This window comes from Aeromonas sp. FDAARGOS 1403 (assembly GCF_019047325.1).
GTDB lineage: Bacteria > Pseudomonadota > Gammaproteobacteria > Enterobacterales > Aeromonadaceae > Aeromonas > Aeromonas dhakensis.
The window spans coordinates 3043702-3070694 of sequence record NZ_CP077249.1; the positions used below are offsets into that span (position 1 = coordinate 3043702).

At 59.4% G+C, this 26993-nt stretch carries 20 protein-coding genes; 14 read left to right on the plus strand and 6 right to left on the minus strand.

Going from position 1 to position 26993, the window contains the following annotated elements; translation table 11 throughout:
- The first annotated feature begins 323 nt into the window (after positions 1-323).
- The 5 genes from guaB (at position 324) to I6L33_RS14365 (ending at position 6649) form a co-directional block, all read left to right on the plus strand.
- Complete coding sequence (gene guaB, locus I6L33_RS14345; RefSeq protein ID WP_005301581.1) at positions 324-1787, plus strand: IMP dehydrogenase; 1464 nt, start codon at positions 324-326, stop codon at positions 1785-1787.
- Between the two features lie 83 nt (positions 1788-1870).
- Entirely contained in the window at positions 1871-3460 is a 1590-nt protein-coding gene (guaA, locus tag I6L33_RS14350; RefSeq protein ID WP_017781381.1) for a glutamine-hydrolyzing GMP synthase, read from the plus strand.
- Positions 3461-3838: 378 nt separating this feature from the next.
- Positions 3839-4111: a hypothetical protein gene (locus I6L33_RS14355; RefSeq protein ID WP_010633780.1), complete on the plus strand. Its 273-nt coding sequence runs from the start codon at positions 3839-3841 to the stop codon at positions 4109-4111.
- Between the two features lie 636 nt (positions 4112-4747).
- On the plus strand, positions 4748-5437 hold the full coding sequence (locus I6L33_RS14360) for an FRG domain-containing protein (protein ID WP_216972759.1): 690 nt from the start codon (positions 4748-4750) through the stop codon (positions 5435-5437).
- Between the two features lie 78 nt (positions 5438-5515).
- On the plus strand, positions 5516-6649 hold the full coding sequence (locus I6L33_RS14365; RefSeq protein ID WP_216972760.1) for a PIN domain-containing protein: 1134 nt from the start codon (positions 5516-5518) through the stop codon (positions 6647-6649).
- 462 nt (positions 6650-7111) lie between these two features.
- On the opposite strand, the gene I6L33_RS14370 is transcribed toward I6L33_RS14365, so the two are convergent.
- The gene (locus tag I6L33_RS14370) at positions 7112-7939 is read right to left on the minus strand and encodes a bifunctional transcriptional activator/DNA repair enzyme AdaA (protein ID WP_216972761.1); all 828 of its coding nucleotides are present in this window, start codon (positions 7937-7939) and stop codon (positions 7112-7114) included.
- Between the two features lie 51 nt (positions 7940-7990).
- Positions 7991-8755 (minus strand): SDR family oxidoreductase, encoded by a 765-nt coding sequence (locus I6L33_RS14375; protein WP_216972762.1) that lies wholly within the window; start codon positions 8753-8755, stop codon positions 7991-7993.
- 311 nt (positions 8756-9066) lie between these two features.
- Between I6L33_RS14375 and I6L33_RS14380 the strand changes: the two genes are divergently transcribed.
- Positions 9067-10416 (plus strand): leucine-rich repeat-containing protein kinase family protein, encoded by a 1350-nt coding sequence (locus I6L33_RS14380; RefSeq protein WP_216972763.1) that lies wholly within the window; start codon positions 9067-9069, stop codon positions 10414-10416.
- Between the two features lie 216 nt (positions 10417-10632).
- Complete coding sequence (locus tag I6L33_RS14385; protein ID WP_019839998.1) at positions 10633-11286, plus strand: thiopurine S-methyltransferase; 654 nt, start codon at positions 10633-10635, stop codon at positions 11284-11286.
- 308 nt (positions 11287-11594) lie between these two features.
- Here the strand turns inward: I6L33_RS14385 and I6L33_RS14390 are convergent, their stop codons facing one another.
- Entirely contained in the window at positions 11595-14369 is a 2775-nt protein-coding gene (locus I6L33_RS14390) for an insulinase family protein (protein WP_216972764.1), read from the minus strand.
- Positions 14370-14531: 162 nt separating this feature from the next.
- On the opposite strand from I6L33_RS14390, the gene sixA reads away from it, so the two are divergent.
- The 3 genes from sixA (at position 14532) to I6L33_RS14405 (ending at position 16458) form a co-directional block, all read left to right on the plus strand.
- Positions 14532-14999 carry a phosphohistidine phosphatase SixA gene (gene sixA / locus I6L33_RS14395; RefSeq protein ID WP_216972765.1) on the plus strand — a complete coding sequence of 156 codons (468 nt, stop codon included), beginning with the start codon at positions 14532-14534 and terminating at the stop codon, positions 14997-14999.
- Positions 15000-15132: 133 nt separating this feature from the next.
- On the plus strand, positions 15133-15339 hold the full coding sequence (locus I6L33_RS14400; RefSeq protein WP_005301545.1) for a DUF1107 domain-containing protein: 207 nt from the start codon (positions 15133-15135) through the stop codon (positions 15337-15339).
- 201 nt (positions 15340-15540) lie between these two features.
- Positions 15541-16458 (plus strand): DMT family transporter, encoded by a 918-nt coding sequence (locus I6L33_RS14405; RefSeq protein ID WP_216972766.1) that lies wholly within the window; start codon positions 15541-15543, stop codon positions 16456-16458.
- Between the two features lie 47 nt (positions 16459-16505).
- On the opposite strand, the gene I6L33_RS14410 is transcribed toward I6L33_RS14405, so the two are convergent.
- Positions 16506-18122 carry a peptide ABC transporter substrate-binding protein gene (locus I6L33_RS14410; RefSeq protein ID WP_216972767.1) on the minus strand — a complete coding sequence of 539 codons (1617 nt, stop codon included), beginning with the start codon at positions 18120-18122 and terminating at the stop codon, positions 16506-16508.
- 384 nt (positions 18123-18506) lie between these two features.
- Between I6L33_RS14410 and fbp the strand changes: the two genes are divergently transcribed.
- Positions 18507-19541: a class 1 fructose-bisphosphatase gene (gene fbp / locus I6L33_RS14415; RefSeq protein WP_017764306.1), complete on the plus strand. Its 1035-nt coding sequence runs from the start codon at positions 18507-18509 to the stop codon at positions 19539-19541.
- Positions 19542-19627: 86 nt separating this feature from the next.
- Here the strand turns inward: fbp and mfd are convergent, their stop codons facing one another.
- Positions 19628-23092 (minus strand): transcription-repair coupling factor, encoded by a 3465-nt coding sequence (mfd, locus tag I6L33_RS14420; RefSeq protein ID WP_216972768.1) that lies wholly within the window; start codon positions 23090-23092, stop codon positions 19628-19630.
- Between the two features lie 9 nt (positions 23093-23101).
- Positions 23102-23677 carry a hypothetical protein gene (locus tag I6L33_RS14425; RefSeq protein ID WP_010633791.1) on the minus strand — a complete coding sequence of 192 codons (576 nt, stop codon included), beginning with the start codon at positions 23675-23677 and terminating at the stop codon, positions 23102-23104.
- A gap of 76 nt (positions 23678-23753) precedes the next feature.
- On the opposite strand from I6L33_RS14425, the gene I6L33_RS14430 reads away from it, so the two are divergent.
- Genes I6L33_RS14430 through lolE form a run of 3 tightly spaced genes read left to right on the plus strand, consistent with a single transcriptional unit; the run spans position 23754 to position 26969 of the window.
- Positions 23754-24989, plus strand: coding sequence for a lipoprotein-releasing ABC transporter permease subunit (locus I6L33_RS14430; RefSeq protein WP_005301533.1), 1236 nt, complete (start codon positions 23754-23756; stop codon positions 24987-24989).
- A gap of 40 nt (positions 24990-25029) precedes the next feature.
- Positions 25030-25728: a lipoprotein-releasing ABC transporter ATP-binding protein LolD gene (gene lolD, locus I6L33_RS14435; RefSeq protein WP_026141609.1), complete on the plus strand. Its 699-nt coding sequence runs from the start codon at positions 25030-25032 to the stop codon at positions 25726-25728.
- The gene (gene lolE, locus I6L33_RS14440) at positions 25728-26969 is read left to right on the plus strand and encodes a lipoprotein-releasing ABC transporter permease subunit LolE (protein ID WP_216972769.1); all 1242 of its coding nucleotides are present in this window, start codon (positions 25728-25730) and stop codon (positions 26967-26969) included. The genes lolD and lolE overlap by 1 nt, the downstream gene beginning before the upstream one ends.
- The last annotated feature ends 24 nt before the right edge of the window (positions 26970-26993 follow it).

Below are 26993 nucleotides of genomic sequence, written 5' to 3' on the forward strand. Positions count from 1 at the left end.
TGTTGACGAACTTGCCAGAGGCGAGTGACCCGGTTGGCGAGGGAGCTCGACAGGTGCCAACGGGTCTGTGACGGGGGAGGGGTTGCGGGGCTACCTGAAAAAATTAAACGGGGGCTTTTTTGCATAAAACCGCAATGAGGCAACTCTTTTGCCTGCAAACGGCCGTTTTATGACGAAAATTGTTGGGTTTTTAGCGTCTTGGCGGCTTAAAAGGTCAAAACGCCATAAAAAATTCAAAAAACTTCTTTACCAGTGACCAATGCGTGAGTAAACTTCGTCGGCAATATTTTACACCCCCACTTCCTCAACGGTGAGATATTGCCATGCTCAGGATTGCCAAAGAAGCGTTAACCTTCGACGATGTACTGTTGGTTCCCGCCCACTCCGAAGTTCTTCCCAATACTGCCGATCTGCGTACCAAGCTGACCTCTGCCATCAGCCTGAACATCCCCATGATCTCCGCTGCCATGGACACAGTGACCGAGGCCCGTCTGGCTATCGCACTGGCCCAGGAAGGCGGTATCGGCTTTATCCACAAGAACATGTCCATCGAGCAGCAGGCTGCAGAAGTGCGCAAGGTCAAGAAGTACGAGAGCGGCGTGGTCACCGACCCCGTCACCGTACGTCCTGACCTGACCATCGCCCAGATCAAGGAGCTGAGCCACAAGAACGGTTTCGCCGGCTATCCGGTGGTGACCGAAGGCAACCAGCTGGTGGGCATCATCACCGGTCGTGACGTGCGCTTCGTGACCGATCTCTCCCAGACTGTCGAACAGATCATGACCCAGAAGGATCGTCTGGTCACCGTGCGTGAAGGGGCGCCTCGTGAAGAGGTGGTTGGCCTGATGCAGAAGCACCGTATCGAGAAGGTGCTGGTGGTCAACGCCGACTTCAAACTCAAGGGCATGATCACCGTCAAGGACTTCCAGAAAGCCGAGCGCAAGCCGAACGCCTGTAAAGATGACAAGGGTCGTCTGCGGGTGGGTGCAGCGGTCGGTGCCGGTGCCGGCAACGAAGAGCGCGTCGCCGCCCTGGTAGAAGCCGGTGTGGACGTGCTGCTGATCGACTCCTCCCACGGCCACTCCCAGGGTGTGCTGGATCGCATCAAGGCCACCCGCGAAGCCTACCCTGATCTGCAGATCATCGGCGGCAACGTCGCGACTGCCGCGGGCGCCAAGGCGCTGGCCGCTGCCGGCGTCAACGCCGTCAAGGTCGGTATCGGCCCGGGCTCCATCTGTACTACCCGTATCGTGACCGGCGTGGGCGTGCCCCAGATCACCGCCATCTCCGACGCCGTCGACGCGCTGGAAGGCACCGGTATTCCGGTGATTGCCGATGGCGGCATCCGCTTCTCCGGTGACGTGGCCAAGGCCATCGCCGCGGGCGCCAGCTGCGTCATGGTGGGCTCCATGTTCGCCGGTACCGAAGAGGCACCGGGCGAGATCGAGCTCTACCAGGGCCGCTCCTTCAAGTCCTACCGTGGCATGGGGTCCCTCGGCGCAATGTCCAAGGGCTCCAGCGACCGCTACTTCCAGACTGACAACGCCGCCGACAAGCTGGTGCCGGAAGGGATCGAAGGGCGCGTGCCGTACAAGGGCCGCCTCAAAGAGATCATCCACCAACAGATGGGTGGCCTGCGCTCCTCCATGGGGCTGACCGGCAGCGCCACCATCGACGACATGCGCACCAAGGCCGAATTCGTGCGCATCTCGGGCGCCGGGATGAAAGAGTCCCACGTCCACGACGTGACCATTACCAAAGAAGCCCCCAACTACCGGATGGGCTGATAAAACGGGGCTGCGGCCCCGTTTCTCCACCCCTTTTTTATCCCGTGCTTTTTGTGACAACAGCAGCCTGATGCAGGAATAAAATGACTAAAGACATTCACCAGCACCGTATCCTTATCCTCGACTTCGGTTCCCAGTACACCCAGCTGATCGCCCGCCGCGTGCGCGAAATCGGCGTCTACTGCGAACTGTGGGCCTGGGATGTGACCGAAGAGCAGATCCGCGAATTCAATCCGAGCGGCATCATCCTCTCCGGCGGCCCCGAGTCTGTCACTGAAGCGGGCAGCCCGCGCGCCCCCGAGTACGTGTTCAACGCCGGTGTGCCGGTGTTTGGCATCTGCTACGGCATGCAGACCATGGCCGAGCAGCTGGGTGGCAAGGTGCAATCCTCCACCGAGCGTGAGTTCGGTTACGCCAAGGTGGAAGTGCTGGGCAACGCCGGCAAGACCAGTGCTCTCTTGCGCAACATCGAAGATGCCATTGCCGACAACGGCAATGCACTGCTGGATGTGTGGATGAGCCACGGCGACAAGGTCACCACCATCCCGGCCGACTTCACCACCATCGCCCAGACCGCCACCTGCCCGCACGCCGCCATGGCCAACGAGGCCAAGCGTTTCTACGGCGTGCAATTCCACCCGGAAGTGACCCACACCCGTCAGGGTGCCCGCATGCTGGAGCACTTCGTCAAGGACATCTGCGGCTGCGAATGCCTGTGGACCCCGGCCACCATCATCGACGACGCCGTTGCCCGCATCCGCGAACAGGTGGGTGACGATGAAGTGATCCTGGGCCTCTCCGGCGGTGTGGACTCCTCCGTGGTCGCCATGCTGGTGCACCGTGCCATCGGCGATCGCCTGACCTGCGTCTTCGTCGACAACGGTCTGCTGCGCCTGAACGAAGGCACCCAGGTGATGGAGATGTTTGGTGACCACTTCGGCCTGAACATCGTCAAGGTCGATGCCGAAGAGCGCTTCCTCTCCGCCCTTGCCGGTGAAGATGAACCGGAAGCCAAGCGCAAGATCATCGGCCGCGTCTTCGTTGAAGTGTTTGACGATGAAGCGAAAAAGCTGAAAAACGCCAAGTGGCTGGCACAAGGCACCATCTACCCGGACGTCATCGAATCGGCTGCCAGCAAGACCGGCAAGGCCCACGTCATCAAGTCCCACCACAACGTCGGCGGCCTGCCGGAAGAGATGAAGATGGGTCTGGTGGAGCCGCTGCGCGAACTGTTCAAGGACGAAGTGCGCCGTGTCGGCCTCGAACTCGGCCTGCCCTACGACATGCTCTACCGTCACCCCTTCCCGGGTCCGGGCCTGGGCGTACGGGTGCTTGGCGAAGTGAAGAAAGAGTACTGCGATATCTTGCGCCGCGCCGATGCGGTCTTTATCGAAGAGCTGCGCAAAGCCGACCTCTACAACCAGGTCAGCCAGGCGTTCGCCGTGTTCCTGCCGGTGCGCTCCGTCGGCGTCATGGGCGATGGCCGCAAATATGACTGGGTCATTGCCCTGCGCGCGGTCGAGACCATCGACTTCATGACCGCCCACTGGGCCCACCTGCCGTACGACTTCCTCGGTCACGTGTCGAATCGCATCATCAACGAGATCAACGGTATCTCCCGCGTGGTGTACGACGTCTCCGGCAAGCCGCCCGCAACCATCGAATGGGAATAAGCGGCTAACGCCCTTTCGCCCTTCAAGCATAAAAATGTAAAAAAGACGCCCTTGCGGCGTCTTTTCTTTTTCCAATCGTTTGCGCCTCATTTTTCCCCTCGCTAGCCGCTTTCTCGCCTCCCTGCCTCTGTCAGATATGACAGGGGGTGTTTTATGGATCTCGCACTAGGCTCAGCCATGCCAATTGAGACCGATGCTGTGAGGCGAGGGTCGTGGCAGCAGGGGAGGGTGACGACAGCAATGCCTTCATGTGCACTGTCGACACCGGACATACCAAATCTGGTGTGGCCCCCGGTGGAGTCCGGACACCACTTGAATAAACGGGGCGGAACCCGAACAGCCAAACGAGTAGGGACAAGAGATCACGGAGGGTTTGTTATGTCAGAACAAGCAGTGTTGTTGGGCGGATGGACTGCCTACCACAAGCTGAGCGCTAAAGATCAGGCCGTATTCAACCAGGCGTTGGAAGGATTTGTCGGGGTGCAGTACACCCCCTTTGAAGTCTCCACCCAGGTCGTCGCCGGCACCAACTACCGTTTCAAATGCAAAACCACGGTGCCGCTGCCCAACCCGATCCACGGAGAAGCCGTGGTGCAGATCTTCCAGTCCCTGGATGGCTCGGCCCATATCACCTCCATCACCCCGATCTGATTAGATTGTGGGGCTAGGCGGGGAGAGAAAATCGCCCAACCGATTGGCTCCAACAACCAGCAATAAGAAAGACGCCTTAGGGCGTCTTTTCTTTATCTACGATCCGGTAGCGCTGCTATGAGGTCAGTATTTGTACTTGCTGGTTAATTTTTTGATCTTGCTCAGGAAACTGCTATCTCACACTTTTTCTTATCGGCCTTGCTCGTTATGATATCCGTATGGGTATTGCCTCTCTGGAGTCACCTATAAATCAGACCAGATACACAGCGTGGGTTAAAGGCAGCAAACTGGCGGTAGCTTGACCGTTATCCGAGTGGTGCGGGTAAGCTGAACGTGAGCGGATCGAGTGGATATTGTGGCGATGCAAGAGAATTACTGTCCAGATTTGTTCACGTAGACGTAGCTTGGTAGAGCTGCCCATGGCTAATTCCTCAACTGTTTTTATACAGCAGTAAAGTAGATAAAAAAGAGAAGTTAAGCGAATACATTCAGATACCAGTGACAGTTCGGTAATATTTATAGCTTAAAATGAGCTTTTGGGGAGGGAATAAGGATGAAGCAGAGTCATTCGGATGGTTTTACGATTATATTACTATCATCTTCTTTACAAGAACGCTTAAGCGCTTAGGAAAATACATGATATCGAAAAAAGTCAATAGTTTTTCCGACTATATATATGCGCTTGAAGGGCTTGCAGAAGATTCGGAATTAATATTATTCAGAGGGCAATCGGTCCAAGGTAACCTTCTGCCCAGTGTTTGTAGAGATGATCCGACAAAAAATACAACTGAATCTGAAAAAGAAACACTAAAGGAGCTCAGAAGAATGGGGGGAGGATTGATATCTAATGACCAGATATCAGATTGGGATTTACTTGTGGTGGCTCAGCACTTTGGATTAAGAACCCGTTTGTTGGATTGGTCGAGTAACCCTTTAGCTGCTTTGTGGTTTGCTTGTTCAGACCCTAGAGAAGGGGATGTATATGTATATGTTCTGTATGCTGATAAATTTTTACAGAGTGCTAAAAAAGGGCCTTTCAATGCAGGGCCTACAAGAGTATTCAGACCAACATTGAACAATCCTCGTATTATTGCACAGCATGGATGGTTCACATGTCATAAGTATTCCTCGGAAAGTGAAATATTTGTTGCACTCGAAAAAAATAAAAAGATAAGAAATTATATTTTTGAAATTAATGTTCCAGAAGACACCAGAGGAACAATGCTCAAGGCGTTAGACAGACATGGTATAAATAGTCATACCTTGTTTCCAGATTTAGAGGGACTTTGTAAATATCTGAATTGGCGTCACAATATATCATTGTGAGGTATTGTTACGGACAACAGCCTTGCGAATATTCTTAATTTTTCACAGCGTACCATTATATTATTTAAAGAGAATGGAATGAAAATAAAATATATTGTATTAGATGCTAATATATTAATTAAAAATTATAATTTTGACTCTGAGGATTTAATTCAACTCATAAAAATGAAAGACTTTTTTGGAGCTAAATTATGCTTGCCTAAAGTTGTATATGATGAATGTATAGGTAACTACTCGAAAGATATTAACGAATGTCATAATTCATTGAAGTCAAGTCTTCTAAAATATAAAAATGTTTTAGTTGATATAAAGAAGACAAAGTTTGAAACCGAAAATATTTTAAATTCATTATCGAAGATGTCAGTTTATTACAAGACAGCCTTAGATCTATTTATTAAAAATAACAATATTGAGTTAATTGATTACCCAAATGTTTCCCATCAGGATGTCGTTAATAAAATATATAAAAGGACATTGCCTTTTGGAAAAGATAAATGTTCTGAAAAAGGTTATAAAGACTATCTTATTTTATGTTCTATTAAAAATCTTCAGGGAAAAACGTCTCCGGATGAAAGTGTTATTATCTATACGAAAAATCTATCTGACTTCCTTAATGGCAACGCAAAAAATATAAACGATAGAATGCCGCATATAGAAAGAGAATGTGAGTTAGAAAATGTATACGTTACATCTAAAGTTGATTTAATATTAAGTGAGTTCTCTAAAAACTTAAAATTAAAGAATCATAATGATTTGATTAAAGATACTCAGAAGCTAGCAGACTTGATTGGTGATGCTATATTGGGTGAGTCAATAATAAATGATGAAATTTATGGGGATACGCTTTTTCAGCCAAAAAATATTAGAAAAAAGATATCAACACTATCTGATTTCTGTGTCAACATTGATGAGGATGCAAATTTTTTGGAGCTGACAGGGAAATGTAAAATTCAATTTCTATGTGACTTTGAATTGAATAGTTTTTTTGATGTTCATAACAATGAAGAGTTTGTTTTTTATGATAAAGTTGCAAGTCTTATAAAAGGTAAAAATTATTTAGAAGATGATTTTTGGGAGTTTGAGTTCAGTGACTTTTCATATTGTCGTACATTCTATTTTACATATGCAGACTATGATTTCAAGAAAGATAAAGAACTTGATAATTTAAATGACGGATTGATTATGATAAGTAGAAGCGATATTGTTGAATAAGCTGAAAAATATTTTTTATATCATATGCAAACCTAGTTTGTACAGACCTGCTTATCACCTGACGCCGGCCTAAAACCGGTGTTTTTTTATTCTGTGGTAGAGCGCGGTTTGTTTGGCGTTAGTCTCAATCTTCTTCTGAATATAATATAGAGTGCCCTGCCTTCAAATTATCTTTGCTGACAATCGTGTGGCTGATATAGTTGTTTAAGCATGTATGTCATTGTTACACTAGCGCGTCTCTCCAAATATTGTCTCTATAATAGATTTTATATATATGTTGCAAATATCCTTGGGCATTTCCGTGAAGAAGGTATCAATCGTCATCAGTTTCCAGTCGTAGTTAACCTCTATCTACTATCTCTATATTGCTGAGTGGCTAATTAGATATAGTCTGATGTGTGTTGCATCGTAGCCAGGTTGGCTATGCTTTCCCTCTCAGGCCGAGGCAACACAGACCTTATCTCACTCATACCTCGCCGCTTCCCAGGCGTGTATCGCCTGTTTGCGGGTCTCGCCCCAGTGATAGCCGCCGAGCCTGCCGTTTTGCTGGATGACTCTGTGGCAGGGGATCATGAAGGCGACGGGGTTGGCGCCCACCGCCAGCCCCACGGCGCGGGCGGCCTTGGGGTTGCCGACGGCGCTCGCCACCTGGGCGTAGCTCACCACCTTGGCGGGGGGGATCTGCAGCAGCGCCCGCCAGACGCTGATCTGAAAGTTGGTACCGCTCACGTGCAAGGAGATGGGGCGATCCGGTGCCTTGCTGCTGTCGAACATGGTGTGGATGACCCCCCGGGTGCGTGATGGCGCCTCCCTCAGTTTTGCCTCTGGCCAGCTCTGGGCGAGGGCGCTCAGCGGCGTCTGTGGGGCCTGGTCATCGAGAAACGAGAAGTTGCATACCCCCCGCGGGGTCAGGGCGACGAATGCCTGACCGAAGGGGGTGTCGTGCACCCCGTGATCGATGACCAGCCCGGCCCCGCGCTGCTTGTACTCGCCCGGCGTCACCGCTTCGAGCTGCACAAAGTGATCGTAGAGCCGCGAGCCGCTGCTAAGGCCCAGGGTATCGGCCACCTCCAGCAGCGGGCGCGACTCCTGCAGCAGCGCCTTGGCCCGCTCCAGGGTCAGTACCTGCAGATAGCGTTTGGGCGTCACCCCGGCCCAGCGGCTGAACAGCCGCTGGAAGTGAAAGGGGCTCAAGTGAACGTGCGCCGCTATCTCGTCCAGAGTGGGCTGGCGCGTCACCTGGCTTGCGATAAAACGGATGGCATCGGCGATGCGGGCGTAATCGGACATAAGGCGCTCTCACGATAAGTTGGCTGCCGCAGGGTGTTGGGTGCGACAAGGTCATGTGCGACAAATAGATACCCCACCATCGGCCAGCAGGGCAATGCCGGTGGTAAAGCTGGATGCATCGGACGCGAGATAAAGGGCCGAGCGGGCGATCTCCTCCGGTTGGGCCAGCCGTTTGAGGGCATGCATATTCTGCACAAAGGCGAGACTCTCCGGCGTATTGGTAAAGGCCCGTCCCATGGGGGTGTCGGTGCCCCCCGGCAGCAGGGCGTTGACCCGCACCCCTTGTGCCCCATATTCGGCGGCCAGCACCTGGGTCAGGCCGATGAGGCCGGCCTTGCTCGCGGCATAGGCCGCCATGCCGGGTAACCCCAAGGTATGGCCGACGAAGGTGGAGGTAAAGATAAGCGAGCCACCGCCGCGTGCCTGCATGGCGGGGATCTGGTACTTGGCCCCCACAAAGGCGCTGGTGAGGTTGGTATCCAGGGTCTCTTGCCACTGCGCCAGTTCAAGCGCCGGCACGCTGCCCGGTGTCCCCGTGGTGCCGGCGTTGTTGAAGGCGATATCGAGCCCGCCGAAACGGGTCAGCGCGAGATCCACCAGGGCGCGGGCGTAAGATTCGCTTTTCACATCCCCCGCCAGGCTCACCGCCTGTCCCCCCTCGTGGCGGATCTCCTCTACCAGCAGATCCAGCTCGGGCTGGCGGCGGGCGCCGACGACGACGCTGGCTCCTTCCCGGGCAAACAGGATGGCGCTGGCGCGGCCGATGCCGGAGCTGGCGCCGGTGATGATGGCGACCTTGTTGGACAGTAATGACATGGCAGTTCCCTCGCAGGTGTGTTGTGCGGGCGCACAGGGTTGGTAATGGATTCGACCCTCAATAGGCTCGACCCCACTCTGGTTCGGCTCCACTATGGCAACCGGCCCTCGCAGACACGACCCGGATCTTGCTCTCTTTGCCCCCCTATCACGGCACCGTGCGCTGGTGCAGAGCCTCGCGGCAACAAAACAGGGGATCTTCGGCCGTCATTCTCTATAATGCCCCCTCTTTTTTGACTGCCGGTTTGACTGCGGGTCCATACCGACAGCGCCGTTGGCCGCGAGCCGGCCACCCCGATAGAGACGATGTCATGCATACCCTGGAACAGCTGCGCGCAGGTGAACTCTGCGGCGCTCGCCACCTCAAACTCGCCGAAAACCTGACGGAGTTCCCGCCCGAGATCCTGGCTCTCAAAGAGACGCTGGAGGTGCTGGATCTCACTGGCAACCAGTTGAGTCGGCTGCCCGACGAGCTGGCCGGGTTTAGCAAGCTGCGCATCATTTTCTGCTCCGAGAACCGCTTTACCGAGCTGCCCGAAGTGCTGGGACGCTGCCCGGCGCTCACCATGATGGGCTTCAAGGCCAACCGGATCGGCACGGTTCCCGCCAAGTCGCTGCCGGCGGGGCTGCGCTGGTTGATCCTGACCGACAACGCCATCGAGCAGCTGCCCGATGAGCTGGGTCAGTGCGAGGCCCTGCAAAAGCTGATGCTCTCGGGCAACCGCCTGCGCGAGCTGCCGGCAACCCTGGCCAACTGCCAGCGTCTGGAGCTGGTGCGCATCGCCGCCAACCGGCTCGACGCGCTCCCGCATTGGCTGGTGAGGCTGCCGCGCCTTGCCTGGCTGGCGTATGCAGGCAACCCCTTCAGCGACAGGCAGGAGCAGCGGCTGGGTCAGTGCGCCTCGGTGGCCGACATCCCGTGGGCTGAACTCAAGGTGGGCGAGCTGCTGGGGCAGGGGGCATCCGGTGTCATCCATCGCGCCGAGCTGGCAACGCCGGCGGGGCCGCGGGCGGTAGCGGTCAAGTGCTTCAAGGGGGCCGTGACCAGTGATGGGCTGCCCCGCTGCGAGCTGGCGGTGTCGCTGGCGGCCGGTCGTCATCCCCATCTGGTCGGGGTCGAGGGGCGGGTGGGCGATCACCCCTCCGGCATTCCGGCGCTGGTGATGGCGCTGATAGACCCTGATTTTATCAACCTGGCGGGGCCGCCGAGCCTGGACTCCTGTACACGTGACATCTACCCGGCCGATGTCCGCTTTACCCCGGCTGCGCTGCTGGCCATGGCGCAGGGGGTGGCGAGCGCCGCGCTGCATCTGCACGGGCGCGGCATCCTGCACGGCGATCTCTACGCCCACAACATGCTGCACTCCTTGCAAGATGAGGGGCGGTTGCTGCTCGGGGATTTCGGTGCCGCCTCCTGTTACGAGCGAACCGACGGTGAGCTGGCCGGCTTGCTGGAGCGACTGGAAGTGAGGGCCTTCGGCTGCCTGCTGGAAGAGCTGCTGGCCCGCTGTGCCCCCTGGGATGACAGGCTGGATGCCCTGCATGTGCTGGTGGATGACTGTCTTGCCGAGGAGGTAGCGGCGCGCCCAGATTTTACCGAGATTGCTGCCAGGCTTGCTGCGGTGGCGGCGGTCAGATGCGCCGAGCCAGTTTTGCTCTGATCCGGCTCGCCCTGACGTCGCGGTAGCAAGCGGGCGCAAAGCAGGCGAAGAAGAGCAGGAGTGGATGACAAAAAGATGTCAAAAGGGGGCCTTGGGGCCCTTTTTTGTTTTGCTGTGCTTTTTTGGGCAAAAGTTGCGGCTGCCGCCTTGTTGGTGCTTGCGTGTGCCGGGCTAAGTTGTGATATTGAGGCATCTTTACATGACAGGGGTTACTGGATGGAAGCGGCATTTTGGCATCAGCGTTGGGAAGAGAACCGGATCGGCTTTCATCAGGCGGATTTCAATCGCTGGCTGCAATCCTGGTGGTCGGCCCAGCAGCAGGGCGAGCCCGTGCTGGTGCCCCTGTGCGGCAAGTCCCGCGACATGCTCTGGCTGAGCGGGCAGGGCCATCCGGTCGACGGGTTCGAGCTCTCGTCCGTCGCCATCAACAGCTTTTTCAGCGAGAACAAACTGAGTGAAACTGTGAGTGCCGAGGGGCCCTATCAGAGCCATCAGCACGACAGCCTGCGCATCTATGAGGGGGATTTTTTCGCCGCCCCCGAACTTGGCCGTCGCTATCGGTTGGCTTACGACAGGGCCGCTCTCATTGCCCTGCCGACCGCCATGCGCCGTCAATATGCCGAGCTGATGAGCCGGCTTATCGAGGCGGGCGGTCAGATCCTGCTGGTGACTTTGGAGTATCAGCCGGAGCAGCAGCGCCAGCCGCCGTTCTCGGTGGGGGAGATGGAGGTGCGCACCCTGTTCGAGCGCCACTTCCAGGTCGAGGTGCTGGGGCGAGCGGCGGAGCTCGATCACCCCAGGGTGCTGTCGGGCCAGCTCTCCTACTTCGACGAGGTGGCCTACCGGCTGGTACGCCGTCCAGAGGCTTGACCAAAAGCGTGAGCTGAGGCCATAAAACTGGCCATAAAGCTGCAGCTGGTTGACTCTTTATTACCTCCTTTGACATAGATCAACGTGACAAGGGAGGGGAGTGCCTAAGATGAGCCTGTTTCTCAATCACTGTTGTCATCGGCAGGCGCGCTCTGGTTTGGGACTGCCCGCCGACCATCAACTCAGTGTCTGATTTTCACGCTCATGTTCACTTTTGGCGGCTCTGGTCGCAATTGATTATGGTTTTTCCAGCCGACCCCACGGGGTCGGCTTTTTATTGGCGGCAAGAAGGGGAACAGGAGGCCTGATCAGGCCTCGAAGGTGGCGGCGTTGAGCCGGAATGCCCGCGGGTCGTCGATGAACTGGCCGGTGATGCGCTCGTCGTGCTCGTGGCCTTGACCATAGCTGCAGAGGATCAGCCGATCCGATGTTCTCGATCTCAGCTGGGTGATAAAGCGTACCAGATCGGCGCGGCTCAGGTTGCCCACCTCCTCGCACACCCTTTCGCGCTGATCAAAGCCCAGATCCTTGTTGCCGATGCTGACCCACAGCCGCTGGCCCCGACTGCGCAGGTTGGCATCCCGCTCGCTCAGCTGGGCCTGCAGGCCCGCCTTGCTGTCCTGCCACTGCTGGGCGGTGAGCTCGAGCATGGCCAGCGGAAACAGGTCGATGAACTCCTCCACTGCATCCAGCAGGATCTGCGGCCCGGCCACCGGCGACTGGATATAGAAGATGAGGCCGGGATGGCGATTGAGGGGCAGGTTGCCGGCCCCCACCACATAGCCGAGCTGCTGACGAGTGCGCAGCTCGTGAAAGAAGGTGGAGGACATGATGTGGTTGGCCAGGGTGAAGCAGGCCAGATCCCGCGCCCGGGTGGTGCGCGACTGGTAGTAGACCAGCAGGGCCGAGTCTTCATGCTCGCAGCCCTGTTCGCGAATGAGGGTGCCCCTGTCCTGGATGGAGATGAGCGGGCGACGGGTCTCGGCACTGGGCTGGCTGTTGACGCCGAGGTGGCGCTCCAGCAGGGCGGCGAGCTCGAGGGCCTCGGCGGCGGTCCAGTCGCCGTGCACCAGGGTCTCTACGTGCACCTCGGCAAAGAGGCTCGCCACGAAGGCGGGCATTTCGCCGAGCTCGACACTGCGCAGGTGGCGCAGCAACTGCTCGAACGGCGGGTTGTTGGGCTGCAGCAGGCTGGTGAGCTGGTTGAACAGCTGGGAGATGGGGCGCGCCTTGGACTGGTTGTCCCAGTTGCGGATGAGCTGCTCCTTGATTTCGGCAAATCGGGCCGGATCCGGGTAACCCAGGGTGCGGTTGCCGAGGATCATGTCGAGCAGCAGCGGCTGCTTGTCGGCAAAGCCGCTCAGGTTGATGGTAAAGCCGCCCTGGTGGGCATAGATCTGATAGCCGAGCCCCGCCAGCTCCGCCGGGTAGGTGAGGGCGTTGAGGTGGTCGGTGAGCAGCTCCACCGCGAGGCGTGCCATGGCGATGTGGCGCGGGCTCTTGACCGCGTGCTCGCTGTCGATGGAGATGTAGAGGTTGCCCTTGGGCACGCTGAACTGATGCTCATGCAGGTGCCAGAGCCGAAAGCCGGGCCGATCGATGAGGCAGGCGGGCATGTCGGCGGCAAGCTCGGGCGTGCGCACGTCGAGCCGGTTGCTGATAAAGGGGTTGGGCTGCGGCAGGGCCAGCGCCGGATCCGGTTCGCTCTGCTGCCAGCGGATCTTCTCCGCCTCGGTGATGATGGAGACGCTATAAGGGGTCTGATACCAGCGGGCCAGCCGGTCCGTGCCGAGCTCCGGCGCCGTGACGGTCATGCGCAGGTTGTGGGGGGTGAGCTTGGCGAGCAGGCGGCGAATGAGCGGCTCGTCGTATGCGCGCATCATGTAGTCGCCGTAGAGCAGGTCGTCGGGAGCGTAGCTGAACAGGTTCAGCACCAGCCCGGAGACGGTGTCGAGTGCCCGGCCCCGCTCCTGGAAGCGGAAGGCTGATTCGAGCACGGTGCGCTTCTCGTCATAGCGCCAGGCTTCCACTCCGCCGCGCTCGATGAGCTTCAAGTAACCGAACAGGGCCGTCACTATCTCGTTGACGTGTTCGAGCCCGAGCGGGGTTAGCCCGAAGTTGACGCCAAAATCCTTGAAGTTGGCGCCGCTGATGCCACCGCCGGCGGAGAGCTGGTTGACCCAACCCTTCGCTTTCAGCAGAGAGAGCAGGCTGCCGTCTCCTTCGTAGCCGATGAGGTGGCTCAGGAAGGTGAGGGGCTTCTTGTCGTAATACTCATCCACGTTGGGCAGCGGGAAGGTGAGCGCGAGCTTGCGGGTCTCCTTGACCGGGTTGATCTGGATGCGAATGCCCAGGTCATCGAGCCGGTAGAGGGGCATGTCTAGGGTCGGCGTTCCCAGATTGCGATTCAAAATGGGAGCGAAAAAGCGATCGCACCAACCCAGCTGGGTCTCGATGGCGGCAGGAGAGATCATCACCAACGCCATGCGATCCGCGCTGTAGTGGGTTTCGTAAAACCGGATAAGGTCGGAGCGCAGATCCCGGCCCGGCAGATCGGCCAGGGTATCCAGGTTGCCCACCGAGAATTTGGCGAAGGGGTGGGCGGGATTGACCGTCTCTTTGTGCACCTGGTAGCTGCGGCGCACGTCGTCCTGCAGCTTGAGACGGTATTCGGAGTCGACCGCGTTGCGCTCCTTGTCCACCCACTCGGGATCGAAGGTGGGGCAGATGAAGAACTGGGAGAAGCGATCCAGCCCGGCCTCGAAGAAGCCGTTGTCGATCTCGAAGAAGAAGTTGGTGAACTCGGTGCCGGTCCAGGCGTTGTTGCTGCCGCCATGACGGCTCATAAATTGCTGGTATTCACCAGGTTTGGGATAGGTGCAGGTGCCAAGGAACAGCATATGCTCAAGGAAATGAGCCATCCCCTGCCGGTCCGCCGGATCGTCGAAGTGGCCAGTGTTGACGGCCAGGGAGGCGGCAGACTTGTCGGTGTCGGGATCGCAGATCAACAAGACCCTGAGCCGGTTTGCCAGCTCCAGATAGTGGTACTGCCGATGGTCGTTGGGACTGGCATATGGGCTCATTGGCGCGTGACTCTTGTTGGATTTATTTGAATTTAAACATGATTATCGACCCCGCTACCCGGTGAGGCAAACCCTTTTCTGAGAGGTAGCGCAATTGTTTCCCCCGGCATGGCGGGGTAAGATCCCCCCGCTATCAAAACAGGCCCGTTGGGCGAGGTTGTAATGAAAATCTACATCATGCGTCATGGCCAGGCTGGCATGAATGCGAAAACAGATGAACAGCGTCCACTGACCGAGCAGGGAATCGAAGAGTCCATCCACATGGCCCGCTGGCTGGCCCCCCAGCTTGGCGACAAGCTGGATCGGGTGATCCACAGCAACTATCTGCGCGCCAGACAAACCTGGCAGAGCATATGCAGTGAATTACCCAAGGCAGGGGCCGTCGAAGAGAGCGGTGACATCACCCCTTATGGCGATCCGGCCTTCGTGGCAAGTTACCTCACCGCGCTGGCGGCCAAGCATGACAGCATCCTGATGGTGAGTCACCTGCCGCTGGTGGGATACCTGGTGCAGAGCCTCTGTCCGGCGGCGGGTGCCCCCATGTTTGCCACCTCGGGCCTGGCCTGTATCGAGTGGCAGGATGGCAAGGGGGCCTTGCTCTGGTTGGAAGGACCACATACAATACGCTAAAAGTTAATAAAAAGTTATAGATTGGTTTTTTGGGGAAGAGAGTTGCGATTTTTCCGGATTTTTATACAGATTTGACGGAATTATTTCGCAGAAGCTGCTGTCATACGGATACAACTGCAAGAGGTTGCAAACGATGAGAGTATTCAAGAAGTACCTGCCACTAATGGTGGCAAAACATGTCAAAACCTTCTTCAAGGGGCGGATTTACATCCACGGCAGAGGACGCTTCGACTTCCAGTCCGGCTTGCTGATGATGCCCACGTCGGCGGACATTCCCCACCGCCAGACCGTGGTCGAGGTCAACGCGTTGATCTCGAGACTGCACATGGATGCGGCGTGATTGCTTCGTCACCTCGCTGATCCGCGTCATGCCCGCCACCGTGCGGGCATGATTGTTTTTGGAGCAATTCCGGCCTCTTTGGCGCTGTTCGGTTCCCCTTTTTGTCAGGCAATCCACCCCGGACTGTGTGGCGCTTGCTAATCCTGTCGGCCTCCCTATACTCCCGCCTGAAATACCCGCTGGCTTTTTCTGGATATAGCGATGCCCCTTGCCTTCTTGTTTCCCTTCTCCTGCATGGCCATCTGGGCCGGCAACGCCATCGTCAGCAAATTGGCGGTGGGGGTGCTCTCGCCGGTGGCCCTGGCCTGGTCACGCTGGATGGTGGCCGCCATCGTGTTGACCCCGTTTCTGGCCCATCGGGCCTGGCGCGAGCGAGCCAAACTGCGGGCCGGCTTCTATCAGCTGGCGGCGCTGGCCCTGCTCGGCATGGTGCTCAACCAGACCTTCGGCTACTACGCGGCGCAGACCCTGGGGGCCACCGAGATCGGCCTGATGATGGGGCTGACGCCGTTGATGACTGTGCTGCTCAGCATCTGGCTGCTGCGCGAACGTCCCACCTGGGGTACGCTGCTAGGCGGCGTCATCTCCATTCTGGGACTGGCCATTTTGCTGGGGCAGGGGGATCCCGCTCGCCTCTTTACCCAGGGCATCCACATCGGCTCCGTCTACATGCTGCTGTCGGCGGGCACCTATGCGCTCTACAGCGTGCTGCTCAAGAAGTGGGATCTGGGGCTCGACAACTGGTCCATGCTCTACGGCCAGGTGCTCTGCAGCCTGCTGTTTCTCACCCCGTTTTATCTGCTAGTGGACGGGCACTGGCCGGACGGGCGGGCGCTCTGGCTGATCCTCTACGCGGGGATCCCGACCTCGGCTCTGTCCCCCTGGCTCTGGATGCAGGGCATCGCCCTGCTGGGGGCAAGCCGCACCGCCATCTTCATGAACCTGCTGCCGGTGATGACAGCGGGCCTAGCCATCAGCTGGCTCGGCGAGAGATTGACCAGCTATCACCTGATCGGCGGCGGCATGACCCTGTTTGGGGTCTTGCTGGCCCAGCTGCTGGTGCAACCTGTGGTGCTGCGCCGGCGCAGGGTGGCGCTGGCCACCTGCCGGGAGGATTGAAAAAAAGACCGCCGAATGGCGGTCTTTTTTATGCGGGATAGCTAGCCTCACTGCGCGGTGAGGTAGAGGTCCTTCGAGTAGACCAGATCCTGCGGATTCTGGTAGGGGTAGCCCTTGATGTTGGGCTTGAGCAGGCGGGACTTGACGTAGAAGTAGACAGGCGCGATGGGGGCGTCGGCCTCGATCACCGCTTCCGCCTGTTGATAGAGGCGGTTGCGCTCGGCGCCATCCTGCGAGTCGTGGGCCTTGCTCAGCAGGGCGTCGTACTCCTTGTTGAACCACTTGCCGCTGTTGGCGCTGCTGCTGGAGGTCAGGATATCGAGGAAGGTGGAGGCGTCGTTGTAGTCCCCGTTCCAGGAGTAGCGGCTGACCCCGAAATCCCCTTCGTTGAGGGCCGAGACCATAGTTTTCCACTCCATGTTGTTGAGTTTGGCCTGGACACCCAGGTTGTGCTTCCACATGGAGGAGATGGCCAGCGCTATCTTCTTGTGCCCCTCGTTGGTGTTGTAGAGGATGTCCACCGTCAGCGGCTTGTCCGGGCCGTAGCCCGCCTCGCCGAGCAGCGCCTTGGCCTGCTTGATCCGCTCCTCCTTGCTCATCAGCTCGCTGGCCGGTCGCTTGAGCTCGAAGCCGTCGACGATGGGCGGGGTCAGGCTGAAGGCGGAGATCTGACCCTGTCCCAGGATCTTCTCTGTGATGGTGTCCCGGTCGATGGCAAGCGACAGCGCCTTGCGCACCTTGGGGTCATCGAACGGTTTGCGCTGGGTGTTGAACACGTAGTAGTAGGTGGCCAGGGTCGGCACGCTCACCAGCTCCTGCGGGCTCTGCTGCTTGAGCTGCTTGTACTGCTCGAGCGGGTAGCTGGTGTAGTGCAGCTCGCCGGCGCGGTAGCGGTTGTAGGCGGCGGTGTCGGAGACGATCTCCAGATAGAACACCTTGTTCAGCACCGTATTCTTGTTGTCCCAGTAATGGGGGTTGCGCTCGGCGATGAGGCGCTCGTTGGGGGTCCACTCCTTGAGCACGAAGGCGCCGTTGGAGACGATGTTGCCCGGCTTGACCCACTCATGACCGAACTTCTCGATGGTCGCTTTGGGCGCCGGGAAGGTGGTGTAGTGGGAGAGGGTCTTCAGGAAGAAGGGGACCGGGTTTTTCAGGGTGATCTGCAGGGTATGGGCATCGATCGCCTTGATGCCCAGCGTATCCGGGCTCTGCTTGCCCTGGATGACCTCGGCGGCATTGGTGACACCGGTCAGCTCGATGAACCAGGCATAGTTGGAGGCGTTCTTGGGATCCGCCGCCCGCTGCCAGCCATAGACATAATCGGCTGCCGTCACCGGCTCACCGTTGGACCACTTGGCATCGGGTCTGAGCTTGAAGGTGTAGACGGTGCCGGTGGGATCGAGCTGGTAACCCAGGGCGCCGGCAGGCTGCAGCTTGCCGTCCCCATCCAGGGTGTAGAGCCCCTCGAACAGATCGTTGACGATTTCGCTGCCCGCGCTCTCTTCCACCATCTGGGGATCGATGGAGGCGGGTTCGGTACCTATGTTGCGGATGAAGGTTTGCTGTTCTGCGGGTAACAGCTTGGTACCGGCCGGTACCTGGGCCGCCAGGACGGGGAGTGCGAACAGAGCGGCCACCGTGCCGGCAATGAGAGTCCTTTTCATTGAATATCCTTATGTTTTTTTGCTTCCAAAGCCTGGCCAGTGTGCGGGATTGATGGCGAGATCTCAAGAGGCAGGCCGGTCTCCTTTGGCATGCGCCCCAGATAGGGGGCAGAGCGGGGATCTTGGCGCCTTCATGGCAACATCTTCGTGATTTTTTGCCACGAATTAACATTCGAAAAGTTACCGATTGAAACCACTTTATGGCGAGTGCCGGACAGAAAAAATGGCGGGAATGCGCATTTATCAAGCGGCTTAATTCGCTGCAAAAACAAAAAACAGACGTTACATTAGGTTACAAAACAACGCTGCCGAGGATCGGCACTTTTTTTGCTGATGCTTGCAAACGTTTTCAATGCCAACGGAAACGATCTTAAAGGAACCATAATGCGAAACATGATCACCATGGGCGAGTTCATCGTCAAAAAGCAGGCGGATTATCCCACTGCGACCGGCGAGCTGACCTCCCTGCTCAGCTCCATTCGCCTGGCTGCCAAGGTGGTGAACCGGGAGATCAACAAGGCGGGGCTGGCGGACATCATCGGCTCCATGGGGGCTGAAAACGTGCAGGGCGAGGTGCAGCAGAAGCTGGACGTCTACGCCAACGAGCGCTTCAAGGCGGCGCTGGAAGCCCGTGGTGAAGTGTGCGGCATGGCCTCCGAAGAGGAGGAGGATTTCGTCTCCTTCGATTCCGAGCTCTCCCGTCACTCCAAGTACGTGGTGCTGATAGATCCCCTCGACGGCTCCTCCAACATCGACGTCAACGTCTCCGTCGGGACCATCTTCTCCATCTATCGCCGGGTCAGCAAGCCGGGTGCCGGCGTCACCCTGGAAGACTTTCTGCAGCCGGGCAACCGCCAGGTCGCCGCCGGTTACGTGGTCTATGGCTCCTCCACCATGCTGGTCTACACCACCGGCTTTGGCGTCAACGGCTTTACCTACGACCCCTCCATCGGCTGCTTCTGCCTCTCCCACGAGAACATCCGCATTCCGGAGGAGGGCAAGATCTACTCCATCAACGAGGGCAACTACATCAAGTTCCCGGACGGGGTGAAGAAGTACCTCAAATATTGCCAGGAGCGGGACGAGGCGACCCACCGTCCTTACACCTCCCGCTATATCGGTTCTCTGGTCTCCGATTTTCACCGCAACCTGCTCAAGGGTGGCATCTACATCTATCCGTCCGGCACCAACTCGCCGAACGGCAAGCTGCGCCTGCTCTATGAGTGCAACCCCATGGCGTTTCTGGTGGAGCAGGCGGGTGGCAGAGCCTCCGACGGCTTCAACCGCATCATGGATATCCAGCCCACCGCACTGCACCAGCGCACCCCCTATTTCGTGGGCTCCACCAAGATGGTGGAGCGTGCCGAGGCCTTCATGCGGGAGTTCTCCGCGCACGAGAACCCGGCCGAGCAATCTTGACGGCCAGCGTCACGGGATAAAAAACGGGAGCCAATATGGCTCCCGTTTTATTTGGGTGAGTGGCTAGCCGCTCAAGGAATGCCACCTCAGGGGCTGGCGTGGCTGGCGAGATCCGCCAGCAGGCCATCCACCAGCTTGAGGCGCATGGCCCGCTCCTGGGTTGGCACCTGGAAGCGCAGCCGGGTCGGCCCGTCCATCTTGTAGATGCGCGGCTGCTCGGAGAGCAGCTTGACCAGATAGGCCGGGTTGACCTTGGTTTCCTGGGTAAAGTCCAGGTAACCGCCGCGCTCGCTCATCTCCACCCGGCGAATGCCCAGCGCCGTGGCGCGCTGGCGGAAGGCGGCCAGCTCCATCAGGGTTTTGGTCGCCTCCGGCAACAGGCCAAAGCGGTCGATCAGCTCCACTTTGAGTTCGCGCAGCTCCTGCTCGTCCGCCGCGCTGGCGATCCGCTTGTACATGGAGAGCCGCATGTTGACGTCCGGGATGTAGTCGTCCGGGAGCAAGGCCGGCAGGCGCAGCTCCACCTCGGTGTGTTGGCTCATGAGCTGTTCCAGCGACGGCTCCTTGCCATGTTTGAGCGCCTCCACCGCCTGCTCCAGCATCTCCATGTAGAGGGTGAAGCCGACCGATTCGATCTGTCCGCTCTGATCGTCGCCCAGCAGCTCGCCGGCGCCGCGGATCTCCAGATCGTGGGTGGCCAGCGCAAAGCCGGCGCCGAGATCTTCCAGCGACGCGATGGCCTCCAGCCGCTTGGCCGCATCCTTGGTCATCAGCTTGGGATGGGGGGTGAGCAGGTAGGCATAGGCCTGGTGGTGGGAGCGGCCGACCCGGCCCCGCAACTGGTGCAGTTGGGCCAGGCCCAGATGATCCGCCCGGTCCATGATGATGGTGTTGGCGCTCGGTACGTCGATGCCGGTCTCGATGATGGTGGTGCAGACCAGCAGGTTGAAACGCTGGTGGTAGAAGTCCGACATCACCCGCTCGAGCTCGCGCTCGCGCATCTGGCCGTGGGCGATGCCGATGCGCGCCTCCGGCACCAGCTCGGCAAGATCCGCCGCACACTTCTCTATGCTCTCCACGTCGTTGTGCAGGTAGTAGACCTGGCCGCCACGCTTCAATTCCCGCAGCACCGCCTCGCGCACCACCGCCGGCTCATGCTGGCGCACGAAGGTCTTGATGGCCAGGCGCTTGGCGGGCGGGGTGGCGATGATGGAGAGATCCCGCATGCCGGACATCGCCATGTTGAGGGTACGCGGAATGGGGGTGGCGGTGAGGGTGAGGATATCCACGTCGGCGCGCAGCGCCTTGATCTTCTCCTTCTGGCGCACCCCGAAGCGGTGCTCCTCGTCGACGATGAGCAGGCCGAGATCCTTGAAGGTGAGCTCGGCGCCCAGCAGCTTGTGGGTGCCGATGATGATGTCCACCTTGCCCTCGGCCATCTCCTTCATCACCGCGCTCTGCTCCTTGGCGGAGCGGAAGCGGCTCAGCACCTCCACCCGCACCGGCCAGTTGGCGAAGCGGTCGCGGAAGTTGTCGTAGTGCTGCTGGGCGAGCAGGGTAGTGGGCACCAGCACGGCCACCTGCTTGCCGCCGTGCACGGCCACAAAGGCCGCCCGCATCGCCACCTCGGTCTTGCCAAAGCCCACGTCGCCGCACACCAGCCGATCCATGCTCTTGGCCTGGCACATGTCGCCGAGCACGGCGTTGATGGCGTTGAGCTGATCCTCGGTCTCCTCGAACGGGAAGCCGGCGGCAAACTGGCGATAGGCCTCACGGTCGTGCTTGAAGGCAAAGCCGGCGCGGGCCGCGCGGTGGGCATAGACATCGAGCAGCTCGGCCGCCACGTCGCGCACCTTCTCGGCCGCCTTGCGCCGCGCCTTGACCCAGGCCTCGCCGCCGAGCTTGTGGCTGGGCGGGTTGTCGGATCCTGTATAGCGGCTGATGAGGTGCAGGCTGGTGACCGGCACGAACAGCTTGTCGCCACCGGCGTATTCGAGGGTCAGAAACTCGGTGGGCAGGCCGCCGGCGTCTATGGTCTCCAGCCCCAGATAGCGGCCGACCCCGTGATCCAGATGCACCACCGGCTGACCCTGGGTCAGCTCGCCAAGGTTTCGGATCACCGCATCGGAGCTTAAATTCTTGCTCTTTTCCCGTTGCCGTTTGCTGCGGATCTTGCCGCCCAGCAGTTCGGTCTCGGTGATGAGCGCCAGCTCCTCTTGCCCCGGTTCTCGCAGCAAGAAGCCGCGCTCGAGCGGTGCCACCAGCAGGCCGTGGCGAGCCTTGCTGGTGATGAAGGCATCGAGCGAGGTGAACTCCTTGGGCTGCAGCGCGATGCGCGCCAGCAGGTCCCCCAGCACCTCGCGCCGTCCTTCGGACTCCACCGCAAACAGGGTACGGCCGGCAAAATCTTGCAGGAACTGGCTGAGGGCCAGCAGCGGCCGCTCCTTGCTGTGATCGAGCTGAAGGTCCGGTAGCGCCGAGAGAGGCAGGTCATGCTGGCCGGCATCGCCGGCGGTGGGGGCCTCCTGCAGCCGTACGGCCGCGTACTGACCCAGAGCAGCAAACAGCTGCTCCACCGGCAGGTAGATCTGCTGGGGTGGCAGCAGGGGACGGGTATTGTCCCAGCGCCTGTCTTCATAGCGCTGGCCGATGTCGTTCCAGAAGCGCTGGGCGGCGGGGTAGATCTCCCCCACGGTCAGCAGCAGGGTGTTGTCCGGCAGGTGATCAAACAGGCTGGCGGTCTGCTGGAAGAAGAGCGGCAGATAGTATTCGATGCCCGCCGGCCAGCGTCCCTTGCTCACCTCCTGATAGATAGAGCCCTCGGCGCGGGAGATCTCGAACTGTTCGCGATACTGGCCGCGAAACAGCTCGATGGCGGCTTCATCGGTGGGAAACTCCCGGGCCGGCAACAGGCTGACGCTCTTGACCGGCTCGCTGGATCGCTGGGTCTCGGGGTCGAACGGGCGGATGGAGTCCACTTCGTCGTCGAAAAAATCGATGCGATAGGGGCTGCTGCTGCCCATGGGGAAGAGATCGAGCAGGGAGCCGCGGGCGGCAAATTCGCCGTGCTCCAGCACCTGTTCTACCGCCACATAGCCCGCCTCGGCGAGACGCGCGCGCAGCTGCTGCAGATTGAGGCGCTGGCCGCTCTTCACCATCAGGCTGTATTTGTCGAGATAGACCCGGGGCGCCGTGCGCAGCATCAGGGTGGAGATGGGCACGATCAACACCCCGCTGCTCATCTGCGGCAGCTTGTAGAGGGTCTCGAGCCGCTGGGAGATGATGTCCTGATGGGGGGAGAAGGTGTCGTAGGGCAGGGTTTCCCAATCCGGGAACAGCAGCACCGGGCAGCCCTTGTCGGCCAAGAGGTACTGCAGTTCCTGTTCGAGGCGCAGGGCACTCGGGGTATCGGCGGTCACCAGCAGGACGGGGCGATGAGCCTCCTCTGTGAGGCGGGCGGCCATCAGCGAGAGGCTGCTGCCTGTCAGCTGGCCGAGCGTTAACTTTTGGCCCGCCTTGGCGGGCAAGGCGGGGAGCTTTATTGGCATCATTCGATTCTTTTAACGTTGACGGTCTTGCGCACGAAGTTTGAGTTGTTTGGACTGGATATGCAGGCTGGCGCGTACCAGCAGTTCGCGGTCATCCTCGCGGATCCGCACATAGTCGAGCACCACCTGGGTGCCGTGCTCGCTCGGCTCCAGCTGTTTGACCTGGCCATAGCAGTAGATGGCGGAGGCCTCTTCGCGCAGGAAGATCTTGAGCCGCACTATCTGGTGCAGGTGCGGTGCCTCGCCGTGGCCCTGGCGCGGATGCAGATAGGTGAGCTGGCCGGCCCCAAAGCGCAGGGTGTGAAAGCGGTGCTCCGGGTGATCCTGCACCGACAGCACATAGCCCATGATCATGTCGATCTTGCGCGACTGCTGGTTGATGATCTCCACCAGATCGTGCATCGACTCACTCTGGTTGCGGAGCAGGCGGCTGGTCACCATGTCGATGGAAGTGATGGAGGAGGCGATGCGAAAGGGTTCGGGCAGCTCGGCTTCCAGTGCCTCCAGCGAGGGCAGGTGAAAATCGCCGGGCATGGGGATCACATTGACCGGCGTGGCATGGGTGACACTGAAGAACTGTTCCTGCATGGAGGCTATCCCTTGTTGTCATAGACGGTTTCCCTTTATTATCCGGTATCTTATTTTGTTGGCAACGTAGATATCCTTGAAGACTGGACTTTTTCAGCCACTGTCGCTGGCCATCGGCCTGCGTTATGCAGGCTCGCGACGCAGCAATCGCTTCGTGTCATTTATCTCCCTGTTTTCCACTTTCGGCATTGCCATCGGGGTCGCGGCCCTGATGGTGGTCATCTCGGTGATGAACGGTTTTGAAGGGCAGCTCAAGGGGCGCATCCTCGGGGTGATCCCCCATGTGGTGGTGACCAGCCCGGCGGGGCGCATCGACGCCGCGCCGCAGGGGCTGCCGGACTTGGCCAGGTTGCCCCACGTGATCGCCCATGCTCCCATGCTAGACAGCGAAGGCATGTTGCAAAGCCCCGGTCAGCTCACCGGCGTGAGCGTGCAGGGGATCGATCCCGCCCAGTGGCCCAAGGATGACATCCTGCACGCCCAGATGCAGATGGGGCGTCTGGACAGCCTGCAAGCCGGTGAATACCACATAGTGCTGGGGCAGGGGGTGGCCAATCGTCTCAAGGTCTCCATGGGCGACCAGGTCCGTCTGATCCTGACCGAAGGCACCCGCTTCACCCCGTTTGGCCGGGTGCCGGCCCAGCGCCTCTTCACCGTCTCCGGCATCTTCGGGGTCGGCGCCGACGTGGACAGCCAGGTTGCCCTGATTGCGCTGGGAGATGCCCAGCGTCTGCTGCGCCTGCCTGCGGACAAGGTAGGCGGCATTCGCCTCTGGCTGGATGATCCCTTCGCCGCCGACGAGGTGGTGAAGACGGCGCTGCCTGACGGGCTGGAGTGGCAGGACTGGCGCCGCGAGCGCGGCGAGCTGTTCCAGGCGGTGGCCATGGAGAAGCGGATGATGGGGCTGATGCTGGTGCTGATCATCGCGGTCGCCACCTTCAACATCCTCTCCGCCCTGGTGATGGTGGTGACCGACAAGGAAGGGGAGGTCGCCATCCTGCGCACCATGGGCATGAGCGAGTCTGGCATCGTCAAGATCTTCATGGTGCTGGGGGCGTCCAGCGGCGTCATCGGCGCCCTGTTCGGGGGGCTGGCGGGGCTGGCACTCTCCATGGGGCTCAACCCCCTGCTCAATGCGGTGGGGCTCAACCTTTATATGACGGCCGGCGGCTCGGGCCTGCCGGTCATCGTCGAACCCGCCCAGGTCGTGACCATTTTGCTGGGCGCCGTGCTGCTCAGCTTCAGCGCTACCCTCTACCCGGCGGCCCGTGCGGCCCGGGTCAAACCGGCGGAGGCGCTGCGCTATGAATAATTCATCTTCTGTTGTTACTGGTGCAAGTGGAGCCCCCTTTATGAATCAATCCGTCTCCTGCGAGCCGCTGCTGCGCTGTCAGGCCCTCAATCATGTCTACAAAGAGGGCGATCTGGAGACCCAGGTACTCAAGGGCATCGATCTTAGCGTGGCGCCCGGCGAGATGCTGGCGGTGGTGGGCAGCTCGGGCTCCGGCAAGACCACCCTGCTGCACCTGATGGGGGCGCTCGACAACCCCTCCAGCGGCGCTGTGCTGTTCAAGGGGCAGGATATCCACCGCTGGGACAGCCGCACCCAGGCGAAGTTTCGCAACCAGGAGCTGGGGTTTGTCTACCAGTTCCACCACCTGCTCTCCGAATTCAGTGCGCTGGAAAATGCCGCCATGCCGCTGCTGATCGCCGGCGAGTCGGTGGCGAGCGCCACCGAGAAGGCGAGCAAGATGCTGGGGCGGGTGGGACTCTCCCATCGTTTGCACCACAGACCGTCCGAGCTCTCCGGTGGTGAGCGCCAGCGGGTGGCCATCGCCCGCGCCCTGGTCAACGAACCCAGCCTGGTGCTGGCGGACGAGCCCACCGGCAACCTGGATCACGCCAGCGCCACCGCCGTCTATGAGCTGCTCTGCGAGCTCAACCGCGAGCTCGGCACCGCGTTCGTGGTGGTGACCCACGACTTGAGCCTGGCGGCCAAGCTCCATCGCCGGGTGACCCTGGTGAGCGGCGTAATGGCGGAGGTCGCCTGATGTTCAAACCGCTGCCCCTGTTTCTGGGCCTGCGTTACAGCCGCTCCCGTCGTCGCAACGGCTTCATCGCCTTTATCTCCGCCTCCTCCCTCATCGGCATTGCCCTCGGGGTGATGGCGCTGATCCTGGGGCTCTCCGCCATGAACGGTTTTGAGCGGGAGCTCAAAAACCGGGTGCTCTCCGTGGTGCCCCACGGCGAGCTGATGGGGATGGAGGCGCCGCTCCCCAACTGGCCCAAGCTGCGGGATTACCTGCTGGCCCAGCCCGGAGTGGAGGCTGCCGCCCCGGTGATCCGGCTCGACGGCCTGCTGGAGCACGGCAGCGCCCTCAAGGGGCTGCAGGTGCGCGCCGTGCTGCCGGAGCTCGAGGCCAATCTCTCCGATGCGGGCAACTACATGACGGGGCGCGGCCTGCGCGAACTGCAAGCCGGCGAGCACGGCCTCATCCTCGGCAAGACCATCGCCGACAAGCTGGGGGTCAGGATAGGGGACACCGTCACCCTGCTGCAGCCTCAGGGGGGCGATGCCACCGGCATCAAGAACCCGAAGCGGGAGACCCTCAAGGTGGTGGGGCTGCTCGAGATCGGTGGCCAGCTCGATGGGGTGCTCGGCTTCATGCATCTGGCCGATGCCCAGGCCATCACCGGCATGGGTAGCGCGGTAGAGGGCTTCAGTCTCAAGGTGAACGACGTGCTCAAGGCGCAGTCCATCACGGTGGCGGCCGCCCAGAAGTTTCCGCACTACGTCTACATCAGCAGCTGGATGAGCCGCCAGGGCTATCTCTATCAGGACATCCAGATGGTGCGCACCGTGATGTACGTGGTGATGCTGATGGTGGTGGCGGTGGCCTGTTTCAACATCGTCTCCACCCTGGTGATGGCGGTGAACGAGAAGCGCAGCGAGATCGCCATCTTGAAGACCATGGGGGCGAGCCCGGGCCAGATCCGGCTCACCTTCGTCATTCAGGGGATGGTGAACGGGGTGGCAGGGGCTCTGCTCGGCGCCCTGCTGGGCGGCCTGCTCTCCAGCAAGCTGACCCAGATCCTGAGCGCCATCGAAGGGGTGATCGGCCACCGTTTCCTCAATCCGGACATCTACTTCATCGACTTTCTGCCGACCGAGCTGCACATGCAGGACTTGCTCATCGTGACCGGCGCCGCCATCCTGATGAGCCTGGTGGCGACCCTTTACCCCGCCTGGCGGGCGAGCGGGCTGGTGCCGTCGCGCGAGCTGGGGCACTGATACGCGGCATCTTGTCTGCTGAGA